This window comes from Paenibacillus sp. FSL R10-2788 (assembly GCF_038003885.1).
Lineage (GTDB): Bacteria > Bacillota > Bacilli > Paenibacillales > Paenibacillaceae > Paenibacillus_AQ > Paenibacillus_AQ odorifer.
In genome coordinates this window covers 2,827,248-2,851,680 of the sequence record NZ_JBBOQA010000001.1, presented here as the reverse complement: position 1 = coordinate 2,851,680, position 24,433 = coordinate 2,827,248, and the positions used below count along the sequence as shown (strand labels likewise).

General features: G+C 45.2%; 20 protein-coding genes and 1 pseudogene. 5 read left to right on the top strand and 16 right to left on the bottom strand.

The genetic code is table 11. The features are described 5' to 3' along the window. Window positions 1–140: 140 nt before the first annotated feature. From NSQ50_RS12490 to NSQ50_RS12480, 3 genes are all read right to left on the bottom strand, one after another. Window positions 141–935 carry an ABC transporter ATP-binding protein gene (locus NSQ50_RS12490; protein ID WP_036686220.1) on the bottom strand — a complete coding sequence of 265 codons (795 nt, stop codon included), beginning with the start codon at window positions 933–935 and terminating at the stop codon, window positions 141–143. Continuing rightward, window positions 928–1,851 carry an ABC transporter permease gene (locus NSQ50_RS12485; RefSeq protein WP_036686219.1) on the bottom strand — a complete coding sequence of 308 codons (924 nt, stop codon included), beginning with the start codon at window positions 1,849–1,851 and terminating at the stop codon, window positions 928–930. The genes NSQ50_RS12490 and NSQ50_RS12485 overlap by 8 nt, the downstream gene beginning before the upstream one ends. A gap of 61 nt (window positions 1,852–1,912) precedes the next feature. After that, window positions 1,913–2,983, bottom strand: coding sequence for an ABC transporter substrate-binding protein (locus tag NSQ50_RS12480; protein WP_076104998.1), 1,071 nt, complete (start codon window positions 2,981–2,983; stop codon window positions 1,913–1,915). 324 nt (window positions 2,984–3,307) lie between these two features. Here NSQ50_RS12480 and NSQ50_RS12475 point away from each other — a divergent pair, with 324 nt between their 5' ends. After that, window positions 3,308–4,243: a C40 family peptidase gene (locus tag NSQ50_RS12475; RefSeq protein WP_076224738.1), complete on the top strand. Its 936-nt coding sequence runs from the start codon at window positions 3,308–3,310 to the stop codon at window positions 4,241–4,243. 89 nt (window positions 4,244–4,332) lie between these two features. Here the strand turns inward: NSQ50_RS12475 and NSQ50_RS12470 are convergent, their stop codons facing one another. Next, the gene (locus NSQ50_RS12470) at window positions 4,333–7,029 is read right to left on the bottom strand and encodes a cation-translocating P-type ATPase (RefSeq protein WP_143760538.1); all 2,697 of its coding nucleotides are present in this window, start codon (window positions 7,027–7,029) and stop codon (window positions 4,333–4,335) included. Window positions 7,030–7,154: 125 nt separating this feature from the next. After that, window positions 7,155–7,568 carry a DUF2500 domain-containing protein gene (locus tag NSQ50_RS12465; protein ID WP_249267720.1) on the bottom strand — a complete coding sequence of 138 codons (414 nt, stop codon included), beginning with the start codon at window positions 7,566–7,568 and terminating at the stop codon, window positions 7,155–7,157. A 184-nt stretch (window positions 7,569–7,752) separates the two neighbouring features. On the opposite strand from NSQ50_RS12465, the gene NSQ50_RS12460 reads away from it, so the two are divergent. The 3 genes and pseudogenes from NSQ50_RS12460 (at window position 7,753) to NSQ50_RS12450 (ending at window position 9,810) form a co-directional block, all read left to right on the top strand. Further along, entirely contained in the window at window positions 7,753–8,115 is a 363-nt protein-coding gene (locus tag NSQ50_RS12460) for a hypothetical protein (protein ID WP_038570328.1), read from the top strand. A 137-nt stretch (window positions 8,116–8,252) separates the two neighbouring features. Then, window positions 8,253–8,823 (top strand): annotated as a pseudogene (locus NSQ50_RS31595) (cation:proton antiporter domain-containing protein); the annotation flags it as partial. 126 nt (window positions 8,824–8,949) lie between these two features. After that, window positions 8,950–9,810, top strand: a complete 861-nt coding sequence (locus NSQ50_RS12450) for a YitT family protein (RefSeq protein WP_051491444.1) — start codon at window positions 8,950–8,952, stop codon at window positions 9,808–9,810. A 1,502-nt stretch (window positions 9,811–11,312) separates the two neighbouring features. Here the strand turns inward: NSQ50_RS12450 and NSQ50_RS12445 are convergent. From NSQ50_RS12445 to NSQ50_RS12430, 4 genes are all read right to left on the bottom strand, one after another. Continuing rightward, complete coding sequence (locus tag NSQ50_RS12445) at window positions 11,313–11,600, bottom strand: stage VI sporulation protein F (RefSeq protein WP_036686212.1); 288 nt, start codon at window positions 11,598–11,600, stop codon at window positions 11,313–11,315. Window positions 11,601–11,666: 66 nt separating this feature from the next. Then, window positions 11,667–13,718 (bottom strand): ATP-dependent DNA helicase RecG, encoded by a 2,052-nt coding sequence (gene recG, locus NSQ50_RS12440; RefSeq protein ID WP_036686210.1) that lies wholly within the window; start codon window positions 13,716–13,718, stop codon window positions 11,667–11,669. A 9-nt stretch (window positions 13,719–13,727) separates the two neighbouring features. Next, the gene (locus NSQ50_RS12435; RefSeq protein WP_036686209.1) at window positions 13,728–14,591 is read right to left on the bottom strand and encodes a DegV family protein; all 864 of its coding nucleotides are present in this window, start codon (window positions 14,589–14,591) and stop codon (window positions 13,728–13,730) included. Window positions 14,592–14,674: 83 nt separating this feature from the next. Continuing rightward, window positions 14,675–16,462, bottom strand: a complete 1,788-nt coding sequence (locus NSQ50_RS12430; RefSeq protein WP_036686207.1) for a DAK2 domain-containing protein — start codon at window positions 16,460–16,462, stop codon at window positions 14,675–14,677. A gap of 190 nt (window positions 16,463–16,652) precedes the next feature. On the opposite strand from NSQ50_RS12430, the gene rpmB reads away from it, so the two are divergent. Next, entirely contained in the window at window positions 16,653–16,841 is a 189-nt protein-coding gene (gene rpmB, locus NSQ50_RS12425; protein WP_036686205.1) for a 50S ribosomal protein L28, read from the top strand. Window positions 16,842–16,942: 101 nt separating this feature from the next. Here rpmB and spoVM read toward each other — a convergent pair whose 3' ends face one another. From spoVM to rsmB, 7 genes are all read right to left on the bottom strand, one after another. Then, a complete protein-coding gene (gene spoVM, locus NSQ50_RS12420) occupies window positions 16,943–17,023 on the bottom strand; it encodes a stage V sporulation protein SpoVM (RefSeq protein WP_020431362.1) in 81 nt (26 codons plus the stop codon). 177 nt (window positions 17,024–17,200) lie between these two features. Then, window positions 17,201–17,866, bottom strand: a complete 666-nt coding sequence (gene rpe, locus NSQ50_RS12415; protein WP_036686202.1) for a ribulose-phosphate 3-epimerase — start codon at window positions 17,864–17,866, stop codon at window positions 17,201–17,203. Between the two features lie 4 nt (window positions 17,867–17,870). Continuing rightward, on the bottom strand, window positions 17,871–18,776 hold the full coding sequence (rsgA, locus tag NSQ50_RS12410; RefSeq protein WP_036686201.1) for a ribosome small subunit-dependent GTPase A: 906 nt from the start codon (window positions 18,774–18,776) through the stop codon (window positions 17,871–17,873). A 96-nt stretch (window positions 18,777–18,872) separates the two neighbouring features. Further along, window positions 18,873–21,119, bottom strand: coding sequence for a Stk1 family PASTA domain-containing Ser/Thr kinase (gene pknB, locus NSQ50_RS12405; RefSeq protein ID WP_036686199.1), 2,247 nt, complete (start codon window positions 21,117–21,119; stop codon window positions 18,873–18,875). Then, window positions 21,119–21,892 carry a Stp1/IreP family PP2C-type Ser/Thr phosphatase gene (locus tag NSQ50_RS12400; protein WP_036686197.1) on the bottom strand — a complete coding sequence of 258 codons (774 nt, stop codon included), beginning with the start codon at window positions 21,890–21,892 and terminating at the stop codon, window positions 21,119–21,121. The genes pknB and NSQ50_RS12400 overlap by 1 nt, the downstream gene beginning before the upstream one ends. Before the next feature lie 6 nt (window positions 21,893–21,898). Further along, entirely contained in the window at window positions 21,899–22,939 is a 1,041-nt protein-coding gene (rlmN, locus tag NSQ50_RS12395; protein ID WP_036686196.1) for a 23S rRNA (adenine(2503)-C(2))-methyltransferase RlmN, read from the bottom strand. Window positions 22,940–23,090: 151 nt separating this feature from the next. After that, the gene (rsmB, locus tag NSQ50_RS12390) at window positions 23,091–24,407 is read right to left on the bottom strand and encodes a 16S rRNA (cytosine(967)-C(5))-methyltransferase RsmB (protein WP_036686580.1); all 1,317 of its coding nucleotides are present in this window, start codon (window positions 24,405–24,407) and stop codon (window positions 23,091–23,093) included. Window positions 24,408–24,433 lie beyond the last annotated feature (26 nt).

Below are 24,433 nucleotides of genomic sequence, written 5' to 3'. Positions count from 1 at the left end.
AAATTTACGTGAACTGAAAGCTAAGGATAGTATAATGGCTCGACGAAAAAAATCCTATGTAAAAAAGGGCTCGAAATGAAATCCAGAATCAGAGTTCACTTCAAGCCCTTATATTGAGCTACCTTCACACCTACAACAGACTAACCAAGCATCATTCGGTCATCTGCCAATTTATGTCCGCTGATTGTCTCGAATTCTCCGAGCAGCCGTTCTACGGTAAGATCTTTTTTACGAACCTCGTCGATATCCAAAATAATACGGCCCTTATCCATCATGATCAGACGATTGCCAAGACGAATGGCTTGCTCCATGTTATGGGTAACCATTAGGGTGGTTAACTTCATCTCACGGACAATGGACTCTGTCAGTTTAGTAATCAGCTCCGCACGAGAAGGGTCAAGGGCTGCTGTATGTTCATCTAAAAGTAAAATTTGCGGTTGAGTAAAGGTCGCCATTAGCAGACTTAGCGCTTGTCTCTCTCCACCTGACAACAACCCTACTTTTGCCCGCAGGCGATCCTCCAGCCCAATCCCCAGACGGCTTAGCTCGTCGCGAAATAAAGCTCTTTTTGCTTTATTTACTCCAAAGGTTAACCCTCTGCTTTTGCCTCTTTTATAAGCCATAGCTAAATTTTCTTCAATCGTCATATGTGGAGCCGTACCCGCCATTGGGTCCTGAAAGACCCGGCCGATCCAGCGACTCCGTTGAAATTCCGCCAAATGGCTGATTGAATTTCCTTCAATGCTGGCTGTACCCAGATCCGGCTTCATGACACCGGAAATAATGTTCATCAACGTAGATTTACCAGCTCCATTACTTCCAATGATGGTGACAAAATCACCGGGAAGAAGCTCCAAGTCAATGCCGAGCAGCGCTATTTTCTCATCTGGTGTTCCGGGATTGAACAGCTTAGATACGTTCTCCAGTTTAAGCATCGATGGTGCCTCCTCTCTTGCTGCTTAGCGCTTGCTCAGCTAATTCAACGGAACGCCTCCGTGCCATATTCTTCTGCTTCAGGAAACGCTGAATCGACGGGAATACAAGAGCGAAAATAACGATAATTGCTGTGATCAGCTTAAGATCCGAAGCTTTCAGCCACGGTACCCGCAAGGCAAGTGCAACTACGATCCGGTAAACTATGGATCCGAGCACAACAGCCAATGTGGCCCGAAATACATTTTTGGCACCAAATATGGCTTCACCGATGATGACCGAAGCTAAACCGATTACAATCATCCCAATACCCATCGAGGAATCCGCAAAAGTAGAATACTGAGTAATTAACGCTCCCGAGAGCGCCACCATTCCATTGGATAAACTGACACCAAGAATAGTGGTATTATCCGTGTTTACACCCAGACTACGGATCATTCTTGCATTATCTCCGGTAGCCCGCAGCGCAAGTCCAAGATCCGTACGCAGGAATAAATCCATTACTATTTTCACAAAAATAACTACAAACGGCAGTACGAGCAGAGGATCAATGGAAGTGAACAAGGTAGTGTCGCCCATTAAAGACCAGTTGGGTTTGCCACCAAATATCCGCAGATTAATGGAATAAAGTGCAATCATCATCAAAATACCGGATAACAGTCCATTAATCTTGCCTTTCGTATGTAATAGGCCCGTGCACATTCCTGCCAGCATTCCACCAGCAATAGCGGCCAAGGTAGCAAGCCATGGTGCATAACCGTTAGTAATCATAACAGCGGCAATGGCGCCACCAGTGGTAAAGCTCCCATCTACAGTCAAATCAGGGAAATCAAGAATACGAAAGGTAATGTATACACCTAAAGCCATAAATGCGTAAAGCAAACCCATTTCAACGGCCCCGAGCATCGAATTTAACATAGATGACTTCCTCCTTCGAGCGGAAAGGGGCGTTCTCACGAAATCGCCCCTATATAATGGCTTATTGAATAATATTGTTAGCTTGATCGGCAACTTCTGCCTTCATTGCATCAGTCACTTCTATGCCTTGTGCTGCTGCAGATTTCAGGTTAAGAATGAGATCAAGTTTTTCTTGCATGGTTACTTTCATATCAGCTGGCTTTTTACCATTTTTCAAGATATCCACGGCCATTTGACCCACTTGATAACCATGATCGAAATATTTAAAACCAACGGTGGCAAAAGCGCCCTTTTCAACCGTATCACGGTCACTGGAGAAGAACGGGATTTTCTTGTCATTAGCCGTTTGAATAATGGTATCTACTGCACTTACGACTGTGTTATCCAAAGTAATGTAGAATGCATCTACACGACCCACAAGTGATTCCGCAGCTTGTTTGACTTCAGAGGTATTCGTGATGGCAGCCTTCACTAGCTCGATTCCATGCTTATCCAATTCTTTTTTAGCAATCTCAGCCATAATTACTGCATTGGGTTCACCTTCATTAATAACGATGCCCAGCTTTTTCACGTTAGGAAATTGGGTAGCTATAAATTGCATTAATCTGTTAATCGCTTCGGGATTGGTGTCCGATACACCTGATACATTTCCACCTGGATGCTCCAGATCCGTGACAATCTTCGCGTCGAGTGGGTCAGTTACTGCTGCGAACAAAATCGGTGTATCCTTACTTGCTTTGCTGAGTGCTTGAACAATTGATTGAGCGGAAGGCGTTGCAATTGCCAATACCAAATCATTTGAGTCAGCGGCAATTTTTTGAGCAATGGACAAGTTATTCGCTTGGTCAGCCTGAGCATTCTCAAGGTCAACCTTCAGGTTCTCGCCTTCAACGATTCCTGCATCCTTCAAAGCAGCGAGAATTCCTTCGCGTGTAGCATCGAGTGAGGGGTGCTCCACATATTGCGAGATCGCAATTTTGTACGTTTTTGAATCTGCTGCTCCTGCATTCGTAGGGGAATTACCGGAATTCGCTGCATTTCCTGAGTTTCCAGCAGTGTTATTGTTGCCACAACCAGTTGCTACGAGCATGAAGCATAAGCTTAATCCCGCCAAAATGTTTCTCTTTTTCATCAAAGTACCCCATTTCATTAGTTTATTAACGCATACATCAAGGTGAGCGACTCAGCATTATCACTTTTATCGATAAAAGCATTAAAGCATAAGCTTACACGTACCTCACATTAATGATAGAAATCTATTAAACCTATATTATATGGAGGTTGTTTATCCGTCAATCACTTATCATATTTCCATAGATTTCAAATTCTGAAGAATATATGACATCAAAAGAGGTAATGCTTGGTTGTCTCTTACAGCGATTGCCTTCGTTTCTTTTACATAAAAAAAATCGCCCTGCACAAACTTAATTTACAGTTTGAAGATGGAGCGTGTTAAATGGCTAATAATCACAAAAGACTACTAACCACCGCTACTGTATTGCTTGTTGTCGCTTTAACGAGTTCATCCTGCGGTTATTCTTCTCAATCGCAAAAACCTAAGGTTAACGCGCTAACTCCTGATGGTAAAAATGCCTCCAGTTATTATGAACAATCTGCAATTACTGACGCTCAGGGAAAGTACTGGATTCCACTCAAGCCTGCGGTTACTTCGCTCGGATATCGGATGAAGGATGATGGTTCTAGTGATGGATACACTAAAATCGGTTATAGCGATGTTATGTATATGCTGCGCCCTGGCTCTCCACAGGTATTCTCACTTGGGGAAAAAATCACACTGCCACAAGCCCCTAGACGGCAAGAAGGGCAAATCTATATCACCCCTTTAGCCTTGTCCAAATTTTTGCAAACAGAAGTAGGCTGGAATCCCCAGTCGGGTGAGATAAACATTGCTACACCGTCCGAACGTAAGACTATCGAAAAATTATCGACGGTCGAATCCACGAGTGAATCTAAATCTTTACGCATTCAAAGTATTTCTGAAGCGGATAAACAGGAGTTAATCTCTTTTGCCAAAAATTTCTTGGGTGTTCCCTACGACTTTGGCGCTGGATCTTATGAAGAAACCAAAAAATTTGATTGCTCTTCTTTTACAAGGCATGTATTCAAAAAATTCGGAGTCAGCTTACCTCGTTTAGCTAAAGATCAGGACAATTTAGGTACCCGTGTAAGTCGAGACGAACTGGATGTAGGAGATCTTATCTTCTTTACCGTTCCCGGTCGATTTGAAAGTGATGCTATACCTGGTCATGTCGGTATTTACATTGGAGACGGAAAGTTTATCCACACCTGGGGTGAACCCGGAGTTCAGATCAGTGACCTCGACTCAGGTTATTGGAGTAATGTAATCCTCCATATGCAACGTGTTTTATAAGCTTCCCATACTTTAAAAGAAATCATTCAAAAAGCCTGAATCCCTATTGATGGGGTTCAGGCTTTTTGACTACAACTCTTATCCATTTCTTAATCCCAGCTCTTGCCCCTTCCGCTCATCCGGACAAACAGCTTTACAAGTTCAACTATAACAATAATCGCTACGGCCGCTGCACATACTATTCCCCACTGTAATCCACTTAAATGTGAAACACCAAACCAGTCGTTTAAGCCCGGGATGATGATCACAAGCACAAGCATTAGTATAGAGATCAGCGAAGCCCATAACATATAGCGATTGCTGAACCAACCGATCTGGAATAGCGATTTTTTATTGGATCTGACGTTAAAAGCATGAGCGATTTGCAGTAATCCTAATGTACCAAAGGCCATTGTAACCGCAATACCTTCATTGTAATGCGTATGCGCCCATTGATACACGATCAACGTAAGCGCCGCTTCTATAATCCCTTGATATATAATCCCGATCCCCACGCCGCCCGCAAAGATGCTACTGCTTGCTTTACGCGGCTTCTTCGCCATTACATCCTCGCCGGCTTTCTCAAGTCCGAGGGCAAGTGCAGGTAAGGTATCCGTAACGAGATTAATCCACAGAATATGGATCGGCTCTAGAATACGCCAGCCAATCATAGTGGCAATAAATAATGTCAGCACTTCCCCAAGATTAGCGGAGAGAAGGAACTGGATAGCCTTGCGGATATTGCTGTAAACCTTCCGTCCTTCTTCTACGGCAACAACTATAGTCGTAAAGTTATCGTCGGCAAGCACCATATCTGATACACCCTTGGCAACATCCGTTCCGGTTATTCCCATGCCCACGCCGATATTGGATGATTTAAGTGCAGGAGCATCATTTACACCATCTCCGGTCATCGCCACAATTTTTCCTTTTTGTCGCCAAGCCTTAACGATACGAACCTTGTGTTCAGGAGAGACGCGTGCATAAACCGAATAATCGGTAACCTTCTCCGCAAATTCCTCTTCGCTGAATTTATCCAGCTCACTACCCGTTAATACACCTGATTCATCTTCAATAATCCCTAATCTTTTGGCAATAGCCGCTGCTGTATCACGATGATCGCCTGTAATCATTACAGGTCTAATTCCCGCTTTACGGCAGATAGCTACCGCATCCCGTACTTCCTCACGCGGCGGGTCAATCATACCGACCAAACCAATAAATACTAACTCTTTCTCCGTGGTATCTGGTGAGAGATCGGTCGGCAGCTGCTCCTCATCTCGGAAAGCAAATGCCAAGACTCGAAGTGCATCATTCGCAAGTAATTTATTACTTTCCATGATATTCCGCTTATGTTCGTCTTGTAGAGTTACAATTTCTCCATCCACATAGATATGGCTGCATTTGGACAAAAGTACATCTGGTGCACCCTTTGTCAGCACACGATAACGTCCAGCTTCGACCTCATGAACCGTTGTCATCAGCTTGCGATCGGAGTCAAAAGGCAGCTCATTTTTACGTGGGTATTTCTTTTCCAGCTCCCTTTTGTCAGTGCCTATACTAAGCGCATAATCGACTAACGCAGTCTCCGTCGGATCGCCGATGATTGCTTTTCCGCTCTTGGTTTGTGGGTCCTTAGCTCCAGCTTTTGCTTCAGGTTCACTAGGAGTCTTTCCTTCGTCAATACTGGAGTCATTACAAAGCGTCATAGCTTGAAGCAATAACTCGCCACCAGGAATCCCTTCAAGCCCTGCACTGGAATCAGTGGTCTTTCCGTTGACATGCACTTTTTCGACAGTCATTTTATTTAATGTTAAAGTACCTGTCTTATCGGAGCATATAATCTCTGTACTTCCAAGTGTTTCCACGGCGGGAAGCTTGCGAATAATCGCTTTTCGTCCCGCCATTCGCTGCACACCAAGCGCGAGAATGATCGTAACAATTGCTGGCAGCCCTTCCGGGATAGCCGCTACCGCGAGTGAGATCGAGGTAAGTAGCATATCCAGCAGCTCTCTTCCTTCGAAGATCCCAACGGCAAAGATAATCACGCAGACGCCAAGAATAATAAAGGTAAAATATTTACCTAGCTCATCCAGCTTTTTTTGCAGCGGTGTTACATCTGTATCTTCTTCCGAGATATAACCGGCAATTCTACCGACCTCCGTCTGCATTCCTGTAGCTGTAACTACACCAATTGCTCGGCCATAAGTTACACTGCTGCTCATATAAGCCATATTGGTGCGGTCGCCGATTACAATGTCGCTACCCTCAAGCACACCGGCCCGCTTTTCAGAGGGCAATGATTCTCCGGTAAGCGCGGCTTCCTCCGTCTTCAACGAAGCGGCTTCCAAAAGTCTTATATCCGCCGGAACTACATTTCCAGCTTCCAGCAATACGATATCCCCGGGCACAAGATCTTCACTTTTTATCTCAGTAACCTGGCCGGAACGTCTTACTCTGGCGTGTGGAGAGGACATACTTTTTAGCGCATCGAGTGCTTGCTCAGCCTTATTTTCCTGAATAACTCCAAGCACCGCGTTCAAAATGACTACAAGCAAAATAATGATCGTATCCGTCCATTCCCCCAAGACTCCTGACAATACAGCTGCTACTAGCAAAATAAAGATCATTACATTTTTAAATTGTTCGATAAACTTTCCTAATAGCGATTTGGTCTTCGCTTCTTGAAGTACGTTCTTCCCATATCGCTCCACAAGTTTAGTCGCTTCATCGGAAGATAAACCCTCTTTCCGAGTTTCCAGCCTATTCAGCACTTCTTCCTCGCTCAGTGTATGGAAGGGTTCCAGCCCTTGCGATTGTGGATTATTTGAATTCAAACCATAGCCTCCTTCCAGAATTGAGATCTGGTAAAACCTCTCATATGAGTTTTACCCAAAATAGGCATGGTGATTCTTGAATGGTATGTACTTTTTTAGAAATTTAGATGTTCTTTCTTCAAATCGCGATTGAAGCTTTTAAACCTGGTCCCTTGATACAGGAGTTCGCCTCGATCCCCTTCTACAATCAAACCAAAATCCTGATCTCTTACCTGCAACTCCAATCGAGAGCCATCGGCAAACTCAAACGTAACAAAATAGCTAGTATTTGCTCTCGATTCACCGGACCCCCCCCATACCTCGGTTCGTTTGGTGACCGCTGTGCAGTTTGCTTTTATCAAAGGACTTGCGTTATTGGATATCCAGATTCTCACTGATTTAACAATTATAAAAACAAAAAGGCCAAGAAAAAGCAAAGCAAATAATTTAAAAAACAGTGGCATCTCATGAATGAAACTTCCGAAAAAGCTGCGCTCATCAAAACCGTTAAAATCCTGCCATTCGCTCAAATTTATCCCTCCTGACTGAAACAAGATAATAAAAGTTATCTATGCTGCGAAATACGTCATTTTTCCCGTTCGGTTTCATGTTTTCATCATCTATATAAGAATTTTTTTCACAAAACAATTTGGATTCAAAGGAAAAGGTATGGTATGCTTTTTATACTACATGCAGTTGGGAGGTGTTATTTCGGTGCAATATATAGCGCGTTTGTCATTACTTTGGTTTCTTCGTATAGTCCTAATTCTGGGGATGATATTTTCTTTTCCACCTGCCTGGTCTGGAGGATCATTCACTACGGAGCAAGAATCAACGACATCCGAAAATGAACGCTACGAGCGAAAGTTTACACCTCCCGTAAGGATTGCACCTCAAATAACCCCTCAGGTAGGAGCCATCAAAATAGCTGAACAGTGGGGAACGAAGTCTATTGCGGTAGCTGCAATACTCCCTGTACTTTCTTTACTGTTCCGTCCAGTGATTTATAAATTCCTGCTTCGACTGCGGCTGTACCTGTTAAAATTCACTTCTCATTTTCTAATATCACTCCCCTAGCGAAGTTCACCTCTGCCCTAAATGAATGTCTGCTGAAGGGATTTTAGAACTTCGATTGATAAATAATCTTATGTCATGAATTATAGAGAAGCGGATTTACCGGTTGGTATACATGCTCGCATTGCTCATCCTCCACCGGAAGAAAGCAAGCATTTTGGCTGAACCGTGTCCTGAATGTCTGTTCCGTTGAGCTTTTTGCATTAGTAATATTCGCAGCACTATTCCTGATTGCTGGATTCACCGACACCATTCATCTAACAGACAGAAGTTATTGGCGCGCTACTAATGGACTTGTCCTCGCTGAAACCGAACATGTGAAACCGATTGAACAGCTTGTGATCCCATTTCGTGATTTCTTCAGTGTCATCTTCTGCTTCAGCTTCGGACTGACATAGATCCACTCACCTTAGGCGGTGAGGCGCTCTGGTACTCCCTTGCATCAGTTATCGTTACGCTAATTGGCAACTTTGTTGCAGGCTTGCTGGCCGGACGTAGCGTTGGTCACAGCCTTCATGCTTCATCCAACATTGGATGCCCATAGCCGCGCGGGATGAATTTTCAATAATTATGGCCAATTTGGGTAAAGCATTGCGGAGTGCTGGCTATTCTTCACTATTTGTAGCCATTCGCAGCCACTTGCAACCATTTGCAGCCATTTACGTGCTGATCCTTGTTCTCCTTGGACATTGTCTGACGAAGGAATCTAAATAGATTTATAAATAATGGATAAAGTATTCAACTTTGAGAAACGACATGATGCACGAATATCCAAAAAATCTGCCATAGCCACTGAAAATGAGTAAGGTCGTTTCCCCTGTTGAAGGAGGAAAAACTATGCAGAACAAAATAAATCAACGTCAACAGCTACAAAGAAGCTCTACCTTCCGAGTTCTTACCGTCATTGCCGGCGCATTGCTTGCTGCTGTAGGATTGGAATTATTTTTAATGCCACATGGCCTTGTTGTCGGCGGGATTACAGGCTTATCCGCATTATTCGCTCATACTACTGAAATGCAGCTTGGATTGTTTCTATTTCTATTCAATCTGCCCTTTATATTTATGTCGCGAAAACAAGTAAATCTCCGCTTTGCTCTTTACACTGTTTTGGGATTAACCTGCCTAACCATCGCGTCTCTTGCGCTGCATCGTTTTCCTGCTGTGATTAGCGATCCTTTACCTGCCGCAATGGCAGGAGGCATCTGTCTTGGAGTAGGTATTGGAATATCTGTGAGATTCGGCGGTGTAAATAAACAAGCCAGTGACCAGGGGTATTCTCTGCTGAGCGGCGGACCTCCAAAATCAACGGAAGTCGTCATTATGATCCTGAACTGTGCAATTCTGCTTTTTGCAGGTACATTGTTCGGTTGGGAGCAAGCAATGTATTCTATTATTGCCTACCTGCTGGCTTTCGAAGGTGTTCGTATCTCACTACGGGGATTATCCCACTCCCGCACTGCTTGGATTACCAGCAGCCGATGTTTGGACATTCAGCAAGCAATCGCAACCTCTCTAAACCGAGAAGCTGCGATTGCCGAAGGTTCAGGGCAAGATGGAGAGGTTAGCACGTTGTTTTGTCTGACAAACAGAATGGAAGAAGATCATCTTCGGGCAATCGTTCTACAGTGTGATTCAGAGAGCCAAATCGTGTTCAGATCAGCCACTAAAGATCATAGACAAACACGCTTACACGAATAAAAAAAGGGAGCGCCCTTAAGCCATGAAAATGGCTGGAGCGCTCCCTTCTTTTTGAATTTAGCCTTTGATCGCAACCAATTTTTCTGAGCGAGGCCTCAAACTTCTTGTTCGAGACCCCAAACTTCTTGCGAGAACTCAAATTTCGCATTATTCGAAGACGTTTACGCGCATGAGACAGCTATCGGACACAGCGGACCTTAAATGCGGAATTATCCCGAATTTTGGATGACATCGGACCGCATAGCCCCTATTGGCACAAAAAACGCCAACTACGAGCCTATTTCTTATGAATAGCTGCACTGGGGTCCGAAACCTTGCTCCAAAGGCGATATATTTGCGAATAACGTCATTGGAGTCCGAATACCTCAGCAGATGATCATATTTCGGCGGTATCGGACAGTGGATGAATGTGATTCGGCGGTATCGGACGATGGATGAAAGTGATTCAGCGGTATCGAATAAGCGGAGAGCTATGATTCGGTGGCATCAGACGGCGGTTGACTATGATTCGGTGGTATCGGACACAGCGGACCTTATATGCAGAATTATCTCGAATTTTGGATGACATCGGACCGCATAGCCCCTATTGGCACAAAAAACGCCAACTACGAGCCTATTTCTTATGAATAGCTGCACTGGGGTCCGAAACCTTGCTCCAAAGGCGATATATTTGCGAATAACGTCATTGGAGTCCGAATACCTCAGCGGATGATCATATTTCGGCGGTATCGGACAGTGGATGAATGTGATTCAGTGACATCGGACGATGGATGAAAGTGATTCAGCAGTATCGGATAAGCGGAGAGCTATGATTCGGTGGCATCAGACGGCGGTTGACTATGATTCGTTGGTATCGGACACAGCGGACCTTATATGCAGAATTTCCCGGAATTCTGAATGCATTCGGACCGCATAGCCCCTATTGGCACAAAAAACGCCAACTACGAGCCTATTTCTTATGAATAGCTGCACTGGGGTCCGAAAACTTGCTCCAAAGGCGATATATTTGCGAATAACGTCATTGGAGTCCGAATACCTCAGCGGATGATCATATTTCGGCGTCATCGGACGGCGGATGAATGTGATTCGGCGGTATCGGACAGTGGATGAACATGATTCGGTGGTATCGGACGATGGAGGAATGTAATTCAGTGGCATCGACGATGGATGGATGTGATTCGCCGGGATCGGACGACAGATGACCATGATTCGGTAGCGTCCGAAGATGGTTGAATGTGATTCAGCGGTATCGGATAAGCGGAGCTATGATTCAGTGACATCAGACGGCGGTTGACTATGATTAGGCGGTACCGGACGACGGACGACTATGATTCGGTGGCATCGGTTTATCCGGAATAGAGACATATTGCAGCATGCCGTAACTACGGCCAAAAACGCAAAGCAGCGATCCTCCAGTAATAGGAGGATCGCTGCTTGCAGACTGTCTCATACGATGAAAAAAACACCCATGGACAACCCCTACTTTTCATTTAATCCGCTACTTAACGGAACATTCCCCACAAGCGGATTAAATGAAAGGTGTTGTTCGGATCGATTTTCTGCGCGATGATAAACTTTACAATTTGTTCTTCCTGTGTCGAGGTCAATTTCTCGTTCAGTACACCTGACGCTTTCCGTACCAATCTGCGAACAACCGCAGGATCCTGCAGCTCCTGTTTCGAGATGCCCTCAATCATACTTTTGATACGATCCTTCACAGTCGAGTTTTTCATCTTCAGCTTGATGCGATCCACCAACTGAGGGCTAATTCCGAATTGTTGATAACCCAAGTGTAGCACCTCCCGTCATATCCAATCTTTCACAGTATATGAGCCTTCGGTGCTACATGTGCCTAGTTAGTCAATTAATTCTCCTTGGAAGATCTGTTCACTCTGTAAATAATGCCGAAGAGATGCATATTCAGGTGATGTCCAAAAGGCTTCATCCTTTAGCAGCTCTGCGACATCATCACGCGCCTGCTCCAGAATTTCAAAGTCAGCCGTCATATCTGCCAGCCGAAACTCCGGTAATCCACTCTGCTTTGTCCCAAAAAAATCCCCCGGTCCACGCAGCTCCAAATCCCTTCGGGAAATCTCAAATCCGTCATCCGTATCGGTCATGGCAGTCATTCGCTCACGTCCGATTTCAGATTTTGGATCAGCTACCAACACACAAAAAGAGGCATGCTGCCCTCTTCCTACCCGTCCACGCAACTGATGCAGCTGTGACAGGCCAAAACGATCCGCATCCATAATGATCATCAATGTAGCATTAGGAACGTCTACACCAACCTCCACCACCGTAGTGGACACAAGCAGCTGCAGCTCATTGTTATAAAACGCCCGCATCACTTCATCTTTTTCAGCGGGAGTCATTTTCCCATGCAAAAGCCCAACTTTATAGCTAGGGAAAGCTTGGCTCATCTGAATATGCAAATCAATAGCATTCTGCACATCCAGCTTCTCTGACTCTTCAATAAGCGGACAGATCAGATAAGCTTGACGACCGAGATCAATTTCACGCTTAATCAAATTCAGCACACGATCCATGAGATCATGTTTTACCCAATAACTAGTTATAGGAACTCGGCCTTTCGGCCTTTCAGATAAAGTAGATACATCCATATCGCCAAAAACAGAGATCGCAAGTGTACGTGGAATAGGCGTCGCAGTCATCGTCAGTACATCCGGATTATATCCTTTTCGCCGCAATACACCACGCTGATTCACACCAAAACGATGCTGCTCATCAGTTACCACAAGACCCAGATCACGGAAAAATACATCCTCCTGAATCAAAGCATGTGTTCCTACCACGATATCAAGCATCCCCATTTGCAACGAGGCCAATAACTCTTTACGTTTTCGGCCAGTCACACTGCCCGTCAGGAGTCCTACAGTAATCCCAAACGGCTCAAACATCCTGGTAAGTGAACGCATATGCTGTTCTGCTAAAATCTCTGTGGGCACCATTAGTGCGCCCTGAAAACCAGATCTTACCGTAGCAAAAAGCGCCACAGCCGCAAGCACTGTTTTGCCCGAGCCAACATCTCCTTGCAGCAGACGATTCATGCAATATGGTGAACGCAGATCATGTAAAATCTCCAGCTCTACACGTTTCTGTGCATCTGTAAGCTCAAAGGGCAGACTGCGCACGAACTGGCGTACCGTCGCGTTATCCACTGTGTGGACTACCCCATCCATCCGCCCGCGGTTCAGAACCCTGAACGCTTGCATCTTCAACTGGAACAGGAATAGTTCCTCATATACCATCCTACGGCGCCCCTGCTGCCCCTCACGAGTGTCCTCAGGCCTATGGATAGTGGCAATGGCCCGTTTACGCGGCATGAAGTCATATTCCCTCATAATAGAATGCGGTAAAATCTCTGGAATCAGATCCCCATACTGCTGAAGTCCCTGATTAATAACCTTCCTGATCCAGGACTGAGTGATCTTACCACCTACCGAATAGACTGGCTGCAGTGTTCCCGTCTTCCCTTCACCACGATCCGGAAATTCATAATCAGTCACTGTAATCTGATTGCGCTTCTGATCCCATTTTCCGGTCAGCACAATTTCCCGTCCCACAGTGAGTTGCTCTCTTACGTAATGGCGGTTAAACCAGGTTGCTGTGAACATCCATGGCTCTGCAACCATCTTACAGCTAAGACGTGACTTGCCGCCAAAACGCTGCAGTACAGGGATACCGATTACTTTTGCCTCAACGGTCACTTTATCCCCGTGTTTAGTCTCACTCAGCGAGCGGGGCCGATAATCCTCGTAGCGGAACGGATAATACTCTAATAAATCCTTTACTGTAAAGACGCCAAAGGCGTGAAGCTCGCTTTGCTTTTGAGCACTCACGCCAGTTATGTTTTTTACTTCAATTTGATTTAATGCCAGTGTCATATTTATCCCTCATTTTGCAGGCCAAATGAACACAGCTAATGTACCGTTACCGACATGGCTGCCCACGACAGGGCCGACGTTCGTCAGCACTTTTTCTTCCAAGGTGAAGTGTCCTGCAAGCTCATTCAGGAACTCCTCGCCGGAAGCCGGTTCAGCCGTATGACCTACGGCCACATTGATTTTGTTTACACCCTGCAGATCCCGCTTGAACAGTTCAATCATACGGGCGACAGCCTTCTTACGGCCTCTAACTTTCTCCACCGCATAAATAATACCTTCTGCATCAATGGACAATATCGGCTTAATATTCAGAAGTGTCCCCAGAATAGCGGAGGCTTTTCCAATTCTCCCGCCTTTTTGTAAATATTCAAGTGTATCTACTAAGAAGTAAAGCTTACGCGATTGACGTAGGCTTTCTACAGCCTCAAGTATCTCTTCAGGTCCTTTGCCTTCAGCAGACATTCTGGCAGCTTCCACTACCATAAATCCAAAACCATAAGAAGCGGAGAGAGAATCCACAACAGTGATCCCTTCTCCCTCTTCCTCCAGCATCGATTTAGCCAGCAATGCAGATTGATAAGTCCCGCTCAGTCCAGAAGAAATATGAAAGGAAAGGATAGAACAGCCCGGGTTACGCTCCAGAATACTGCGGTACACATTCATATATTCAACCGGTGAGGGTTGAGAAGTAGTCGGCAGCTGTGATGTACGGGGAAGACGCTCATAGAACTGCTCCGGAGTCATATCCAGATTGTCCCTAAAAGCCTCTTCGCCGAACATTAAGGTCAACGGTACTACCTCAATTCCGTACGTTTCCGCCATTGCTGGCGGGATATCTGAAGTGCTGTCGGTGACGATAATGGTACGATTCATGGATTTTCTCCCCCAAGCTATAATTTTGCCAACTACGCAATAACAAATTTCTACTCCATTGTTAAAGAACCATTAGTTCCTATCTATGGCTCTACAGAGAACAAATAATAATACAGGGGTTGGCCACCCTCATGAATCTCAACTTCCACATTGGGATAAGTCTCTTCCAACCACTCACTCAAAGAATCAGTAGCCTCGGATCCTGTTTCTGCGCCAATAAGGATCGTGACGATTTCGTCGCCATTCTCCAGCATATTGGATAACAGCGCCTGACTTGCAGCCAAAAGATCATCTGCAGCAGCAACAATTTTGGAATTAGAAATCCCAATAAATTGGCCCGATTTAATCTCCAGCTCATCAAAGCTTGTATCACGCACAGCGTTCGTTACTTGTCCGGACTTCACATGAGAGATTGCTTCCAGCATATTCTCAGAATTAGTCTCCACTGCATCTTCCTCTTGGAATGCAAAAGCTGCTGCTATTCCCTGCGGAATACTTTTACTTGGAATCACCGTAATCTCACGTTCGCCCTCTAGAAGATCTTTAGCTTGTTGAGCGGCAAGAACAATGTTCGAGTTATTTGGCAAAATATAAACATGCTTCGCAGATATGGAAGAAATCGCGTTCACGAAATCCTCAGTGCTAGGATTCATTGTCTGACCGCCAGCTAGGACTACGTCCACTCCAAGGCTTTTGAAAATGTCAGCAATACCTGCGCCAGATGATACCGCGATGAAGCCGTAAGGCGCCAAATCATCGGCCGGTGGTTCAGCAGGAGACATTTGCACTGCGCTCTTCTCATTCGGCATATCAGCGAATACATCAGGCATTGGTGCAATATCCATGCCCGCAGTCAGCAGGTCACGATGCTGCTCTCGCATATTAAGAATGTGAATCTGCGTGATCTCCCCATAAAGAAGAGCCAAGTTCATCACTTCACCTGGAGCCTTAGAGTGCACATGCACTTTAATCGTCTCATCATCTGAAATAACAATAATGGAGTCGCCATTAACTGACAACGCTTTCCTAAAAGCTTCCTCATCAAAATTGGTTCTCACGTTAACGCCTAACTGGCGATTAATGAAAAACTCCATATCATATAGAAATTCTATATCTTCAGTAGATAGCTGTGACTGCGCAGAAGACTGTACAGAAAACAGTTCACTTTCAGGTTTCGTTAATACGGGTTTAGGCGCTGGTGCAACGGGTGTGTGGGTTTGTCCTTGCACAGATTCAGACAGACCGGTAGTACTTCCATTCGTCAGATGCTGGTGAAACCCTTCATAAATGTAGACCAAACCTTGGCCGCCAGAATCTACAACACCGACTTGCTTCAATACAGGCAATTGCTCAGGCGTATAAGCTAAGGCTTCTTTTGCTTTGGCTAATACCTCTGTCATCAGCTCCACAACGTCAGTAGTACGGCGGGCATAATAAACAGCATGTCTTGCAGCCTCTTTAGCTACAGTAAGAATAGTTCCCTCTACGGGCTTTACAACTGCTTTATACGCAGCGTCCACTCCGGTTTGCAGCGCAGCAGCGAACTGCTGTGTATTAAGCTCATCATGTTGAGCCGCATACCTGCTAAACCCTCTGAATAACTGGGACAAAATAACGCCGGAATTCCCACGAGCTCCCATTAATAAGCCCTTGGAGAGTACACCTGCACATTGGCCCACAGAAGTGGTGTTATTTTTCTTTAATTCATTCGCACCTGCGGTCATCGTCAAATTCATGTTTGTGCCGGTATCTCCATCTGGGACCGGAAAAACATTTAGGGAATTGACGTGTTCTGCATGCTGTTGCAGCTTATCCGCTCCAGCCAATACCATAGCGGTAAAATCTGTTCCGTTTATAGAACGCTTACTCAATTGAGAATTCCCCTTCCTAACTTCATGCCTAATCATTCTATGATTAACAGGACATAATGCACTAATTTACATTGTACTATAAGTATTAAAAGAAATAAATGTTTTTGAATCGGTTGACGTAGCAAAATTTGCTGTGATATTATAGATAAGTATTGTTTATGCAGGTGTTAGGAATAAGGAGGTGTAATCTATGTCCCGCAAATGTGCAGTAACAGGCAAGAAACCGAGCAGCGGCAACCACGTGTCTCACGCTAATAACCGCAACCGTCGTTCTTGGGGAGTTAACGTTCAGAAGGTCCGTATCCTCGTGAACGGTAAACCAAAACGCGTGTACGTCAGCACCCGTGCTTTGAAAGCCGGTAAAGTTGAACGCGTTTAGTCTTTAGCAATTTTAAGACCGAACGATAACTTATATGAAGCAAAAAGCACCCTTTACATTTGTAAGGTGCTTTTTTTCATGTTTTCTTTTCTGTTAGCGGCTTAACTCTTCTGAAATGTGTTCAATATTGCTTTAACAAAACCTCCCAAAAACCTTGGCAGCTTAAACGTGTAAAATTTCATGATTTACCCTCCCATCAATTCATGCCGTACGCAGGAGACTTTCCTCTTGTCAATAACGGAAACGAACTGCAGTCCTCCCTGCCAAAACAAAAAAGGCTACATGAGATTTCTGCTCATGTAACCATATTTATGCACCGAGGACTTGGCCTATACCTCTAGTCTCAATAGCCTATTTTTTTAACGCAGTGCAGATTCGGCTGCTTCTCGAATTCCGCGGATCGCCGCAGCACGATCACTCCGGCCAAAAACTGCATTCCCAGCTACCAAAACATCGGCTCCAGCTGCCACAACTAAGGGTGCTGTCTCTTCCGAGACTCCACCATCTACTTCGATCAATAAATCTGGATTCACTTCATTCGCCCATTCTCGAATTTGAATGATTTTGCGCAAAGTGTTAGGAATGAATGCTTGACCACCAAAGCCTGGATTAACGGTCATCACCAGAATCATATCCACATCCTCCAGCACCTCACGCACCGCTGAAGCCGGAGTACCCGGATTAATTGCTACACTTGCCTTCAGCCCCAGCTCCTTGATCTGATGAACCACACGATGCAAATGAACGCATGCCTCAGCGTGAACGGTGATCACACTTGCACCTGCTGCAGCAAAATCAGGGATATAACGTTCTGGCGACTCAATCATCAAGTGAACATCAAGTGGCAGCTTGGTATGTAACGATACAGCTTTTACAATAGGTGGACCCAATGTGATATTCGGCACAAAATGACCGTCCATTACATCCACATGTATCCAATCTCCACCACTGGCTTCCGCCTCTGCTACTTCTGGACCTAAACGCGCGAAATCCGCCGACAATAAAGATGGTGCTATTCGTATCATGATGTTAGTACCTCCGCTTTTTATCTTTCATTTCATTAAAAAACAGTTTGTAATGATCATAGCGACTATCCGCAATTTTCCCTGCTTTCCAAGCCTCTATTACACGGCAGCCTGGTTCATGCTGATGACTGCAGCCCCGGAACTTACAATCGGATGCATATTGAGCAAATTCACGAAAACAAGTGGACAGCTCTTCTACACCAAGCTCTAAGAAATCAAGCTGACTAAAACCTGGGGTATCTGCAACAAAACCTCCACCACCAATATCCATCAGCTCCACATGACGGGTCGTATGGCGACCACGTCCCAATCGTAAACTGATCTCTCCAGTCTCCAGTTTAAGCCCTGGAACAATACGATTCAACAAGGTGGACTTACCAACCCCCGATTGACCCGCAAAAACGCTAATACCACCAGTAAGCCGTTGTCTTAGCTCATCGCTTCCGGCACCAGTAAGTGAACTTGTGACCATCACTTCATATCCGATATCCTCATAAAGTTCTTTAACATAACGAGTAGCTTCACCATCATCATCCGCCAAATCCTGTTTAGTCAGAACAATTAGGGGTTCCAGACCCGAATGCTCAATATGAACTAGAAACTTGTCCAACAGATTCAGGTTCATATCGGGCTCTCGAACGGAGAATAAAAGGACTGCGAGCTTAACATTCGCTACAGGTGGACGAATCAGTTCAGATTCTCTAGGTAGAAGTTCATCCACCATTCCTTCTCCATGCTCAGTAAGTATATAAATAACCCGATCTCCAACTAGCGGAGCGATCCCTTTTTTCTTGAGAATTCCTCGGCCTCTGCATTGAACAGAATGCTCTTCAGTCGCAATTAATCCTTCGCGGAGCGGTTTCACATAATAATAACCGCTTAACGCCTTAACAATTATACCTTCAGGCATACATAGTGAGCCTTCCTCTCCTGATTTTGCGAAAATGACCCAAGTCTGATATCCCCGGGTCATTTCGCTACGCCAACCGTTCAGGTTAAACCCTGTTTAGTTGTTGTTTTTATCTTTAGATTTATCCTTGCCTTTATTGTTGTGCTTATTATTGCCATTATTAGTCGATTCACTATTTATAGAACTATTGTTTACGAACCCTGTCTGATTCACCGCCCCGTTATTCCCTCCGTCATTCTCTGAACCTGAACCTGGCAAGATCTCCGGTTCAATCGTAGGTTCAATTGTAGGCGTAGGTTCAGCAGAAGGTGTTGGAGTTGGCTGTGGTGTTGCTATAACTGGTGGTTCAGGCTCCTGAACGGTTCCGTTCTTAGCATCGATATAAGGAATTACATAAGTATCCAAAAGTACACCGTCACGGGTAACAATAACTGAACCATCTTTATTAGGAGCCAATACTAGATTCACAGATAACACTTGGCTCTTTCCAATGGTACGTGTTCCCCAATCCTGCTTCTCTCCATTATTGCGCGCATCCACGAATTCGATACGAATCTTGCTCTTTTTCCCATCCTGAGCAGGAGCGACTGGCACATTAAAGGTATAATTCAGGGCTTCAGGTGGATAACCTGTACTTAAGTAAATCGTAATCGCTGTTCCAGGTGGAACAGAAGTACCTGTCCCCTTATCAAATGCCCAAGTCTTTGTTACTTTACCTTCTTCAATGCTGAAGCTGGATTCTTGTTTAACTTCTCCAAGAACAAGCTTGGCACCTTCCAGCAGCGCCTTTGCCTCACTCTCCGTCTTACCGATGAGATCTGGCAACAGTACACTTTCTTCTCCTTTACTAACGTAAAGGGTGATTTGAACCGTCTCAGGATCGAATTCTGTATTTAATGCAGGGTCAGATTTTACAATGAGACCTTCATCTGTATTTTCGTCATAGAGAGGTTTATTATCAATCCGGTCCTGGGCTACACCCAGCGCCATCAATGCTTTAACCGCATCATCAAAGCTCTTGTTAACTACATCTGGCATCTTAGGTAGTGGCTTAGCCGTATTCACAGTGAGTATTAGGGACGCTCCTTTTTTCACTTTGGCATCCTTTTCCCTACTTTGCTTAATGACCACATTCTCTTCAAAATTCGGACTGTAGTCATACAGAATAGGATCAGCAACCTCAAGCCCCAAATCCTCAAGCTCAGTTTGTGCTTGTTCTATCTGTTTACCTACTACATAAGGAACGGAAACCTCAGGAACAACTAGCTGTGATTTAACGTACCATACGAGACTGGCCATAGCCAACAGCAACAGCAAGGTAAGCCCAATCCATAATGTGGGTTTTGCCCATTGTTTTTTACCTTTGCTTGAAGGCACCGGTTCATCATCTTCATCACGAACCATCCGTTCCTCACGATGATTACGATTACCATTGCTTCTTTGAATCGGTTTTATCGCCGGGATAACCCGCGTACGATCCTCATCTTCTTCATCGTTGAACAGAATCTTCGCCTCACTGCGGCGCTCCGGCAATAAGCATGTTTCCAAATCCTGCAACATTTCTTTGGCAGAGTCGTACCGCTCTTCCGGATTTTTACGCATTGATCTCAGAATTACATTCTCAACGCTTTGCGGAATGAGTGGATTCAGAAGTTTTGGCTCTTCAAACTCTTCTTGCAGATGTTTTAAAGCTACACTAATCGGACTCTCTCCCAAGAAGGGTAGGCTTCCGGTAAGCATTTGATAAAGTACAATACCTAATGAATACAAGTCAGACTTTTCTCCTGTAGAGACACCTTTGGCATGCTCTGGCGAGAAATAATGTACTGAACCAACTACAGAACCAGTCTGTGTAATGGTTGTTGACGTAACTGCGCGGGCAATCCCAAAGTCGGTTACTTTCACCCGGCCGTTGCGTCCGATCAGGATATTATGTGGTTTTATATCACGATGAATAATTTGATTCTGATGCGCATGATCTAGGGCATCACAGATTTGTGAAGCGATCCGTACGGATTCATCAACCTGTAATGGCGCTCGTTCTTTTATAATTTCATTAAGATTCTGACCCTCAATATACTCCATGACAATGTAATGAATTTCGTCTTCTTGTCCTACATCGTATATGCTGACGACATTCGGATGAGACAAAGATGCGGCAGATTGCGCCTCACGCCTAAAACGGCGAATAAATTCCTCGTCATGCACAAACTGATTGCGCAATACTTTGATGGCGACATTTCGGTTTAAAAGAATGTCATGTGCTCTATAGACGAGCGCCATTCCACCTCCGCCGATCCGTTCGATGACTTGGTAACGGCCGCCCAATTCGTGACCGATCATCAATCCCACTCCTTTGTTTCGGGCACAGCGGCCTCTCCATGATGTTCTAACAAAGCGACGCTAATATTATCGCCACCGCCGGCGAGCAGTGCCAGCTGAAGTAAACGGTCCGCTCTTTCCTCTAACGATATCTCATGTATACCTGCTACTTTGCCTAAATGCTCATTTGTGACAAAGTTGCTTAAACCATCGCTGCATAGAAGCAAAATTTCCCCAGGTAGCAGAGCTATAGGCGCCATATCAACTTCAACCTCAGCATCTGTTCCAAGTGCCCTCGTCAGCACATTACGACGCGGATGATTATCCAATTCCTCCACACTGATCTGACCGTTCTTGAACAGCTCATTGACTAGCGTATGATCCTCGGTTAGTTGAACTGCCGCACTGTCTTTTATTAAATAGGCTCTGCTGTCTCCGATATGGCCAATATATCCGTTTGATCCATTCAAAAGAACAGCAACGACAGTAGTACCCATATTATGATACTTATCGTCACCGGAAGCCTCCCTGAACACAGTGCTGTTAGCTTCCAAAATAGCAGCTGACAACGCATCACGCAGAGCTTCGTCTTGAAGGCCAGACTCTAACCCGTCTAGGTTATTCCTCATTGTCTCCAAAGCGAGCCTGCTTGCGGTTTCACCAGCCTGATGTCCACCCATCCCATCGGCAATAATACCGAGTGTATAACCGTGGCGCGTCGCGCCGATCCAGACCGAATCCTCATTGACAGCGCGCACTCGGCCAATATCGCTGGCATGAACTGTTCTGATCAAATATCCTCACCCCAACTCCATATGTTTGGCACGCAGCTGTCCGCATGCGGCCGCGATATCATGGCCTTGCTCACGGCGAATAGTAACATTCACCCCGTTATCAGCCAAAATACGTTGAAACTCAAAGATATCATTGCGTGAAGTACGTACATATTTTCGCTCAGGCACATGGTTTACCGGAATCAAATTGACGTGGCACAGCATGCTCTTAAGCACCCCAGCCAATTCCTCAGCATGCTCCGGTTGGTCATTTACCCCGCCGATCAAGGCATATTCAAAGCTGACACGTCGTCCCGTCTTAGCTTGATAATAACGCAATGATTCAATTACATCATCAAACGGAAAACGGCGGTTAACAGGCATTAGCTTTGAACGCAAGGCGTCGTTAGGCGCATGAATCGAAATCGCCAGATTAATCTGGGTATCTTCTTCTGCAAATTTATAAATGCTCGGTACAATACCGCTGGTGGAAACAGTAATATGCCGTTGTCCGATATTTAAGCCCTTCTCATGAATCATAAGACGCAGGAATCTCATTGTTGCATCATAGTTCTCAAACGGTTCACCAGTACCCATGATAACAATGCTGCTGACACGTTCGCCGCGCGCATCCAGGATTTGTTGGGAACGTACAACCTGAGCTACAATTTCTCCCGCTGTCAAATCCCGTTTTAATCCACCGAGTGTGGAAGCACAGAAAGTACAGCCGATTCGGCATCCTACTTGGGTTGTTACGCAAACGCTATTGCCATAATTATGTTTCATGATAACTGTTTCGATAGCATGATCGTCATGCAATCCAAACAGGAATTTTACAGTTCCATCTTTAGATTCCATTTTAGTAATTTCAGTTAGTGCTGCAATAGAGAATTGTTCATTCAGCTTCTGGCGAAGCCCTTTGGACAAATTGCTCATTGCTTCGAAGTCATTCACACGTTTTACATACAGCCAATCAAAAATTTGTCCACCACGAAAAGCAGGCTCACCATTGTCTTTCGCCCACTGTTGTAACTCTTCTAAAGAAAAATCATATATTAAAGGTTTCATTATTATCTACACCTGTTCTTTCATAAGGATATGCGTATTATTTCTCATTCTTCCTATTTTAACACAAATTTCAGAGACGGTAAAAGAAAACGCCCGCCGTACGGTAGCCCGGCGGGCGGAGGATACTACAATTGTCAGAAAATTTGCTATATTACAAGACTCTCTGGAGCTTGGAAATATAGAACCCGTCGCTCCCATAATGATGGGGCAGCAGTTGAATTCCATCACCCTCAGCCAGCGCGGTACCCTCCAGCCTGTCCCACAACGGTGAAGCAAAGGTCACTGCGGTGAAATCAGGATTCTGCTTCAAAAAGTCAGCTACTACTTCACTATTTTCCGCTTGTTCAGTCGTACAGGTACTATATACCAGAATGCCACCCGGTTTCAACAGTTTAGAGACCGACTGCAGCAACTCCCGCTGCAATGATGCTACACTAGCCACATCTTCCGGCTGCTTACGCCATTTGAGGTCTGGCTTACGGCGAATTACGCCGAGTCCAGAGCAAGGTGCGTCGAGAAGAATTCTATCAAAGGATTGATGCTCTAACGTTTGCTCCAGCTCCAGCGCGTCTGCACTACCTGTAGATACACAATCAAGACCTAAACGTTCTGCTTGATCTGAGATCAATTTCGCTTTATGCAAATGCAGATCATTAGCGTAAATCGATCCTTCATCTTTCATGAGCTCGCCCATATGTGCTGTTTTGCCCCCAGGAGCAGCGCAGCAGTCAAGCACCCTCATGCCAGGCTCCGGAGCTACCGCTTCAGCTACTAGCATAGAACTCTCATCCTGAACGGAGAGATATCCATCACGATACCAGGAGGTGAGCGCCAGGTTTCCGCCGCCTTTCACAACAATGCCATAAGGACTAACCTCAGATGCTGAAGCTTGCAGACCTTGTTCAATCATCTGGTTCAGCAGAGCTTCACGACTGATCATCGTTGTATTCACACGTACGCTGACCGCAGGCGGCTCATTATTAGATGCACAAATCGCTTCCGCCGTGTCGACACCGTACTCGGTAATCCAACGTTCCACTAACCACAACGGATGTGAATATAATATCGATATCCGCTGCGCTTGACTTAGCCCCTCAGGCAGAACTGGCAGATCACCAGCACGCAATACACTGCGCAGCACGCCGTTAACCATCCCTGAGATTCCCTGGTGGCCTTTTTTCTTCGCTATATTAACAGCCTCATTTACAGCTGCATGGGACGGTATACGATCGAGATACATAATTTGATATAAACTAAACCGCAGTAAATTACGGACCCATGGCTGTAGTTTGGCTATCCCTTTACTAACAAATCCTTCAAGCACATAATCCAGGGTGTTCATCCGCGAAATAGAGCCATAGACAAGTTCTGTGACCAGTCCGGCATCTTCTCTGCTAAGCGTTGCCTTCTGTAGACTGCTGTTGAGCAGCAAATTGCTATATGCACCTTGCTGCTCAACTTTAACCATTATATCAAGCGCGATTTCCCGGGCAG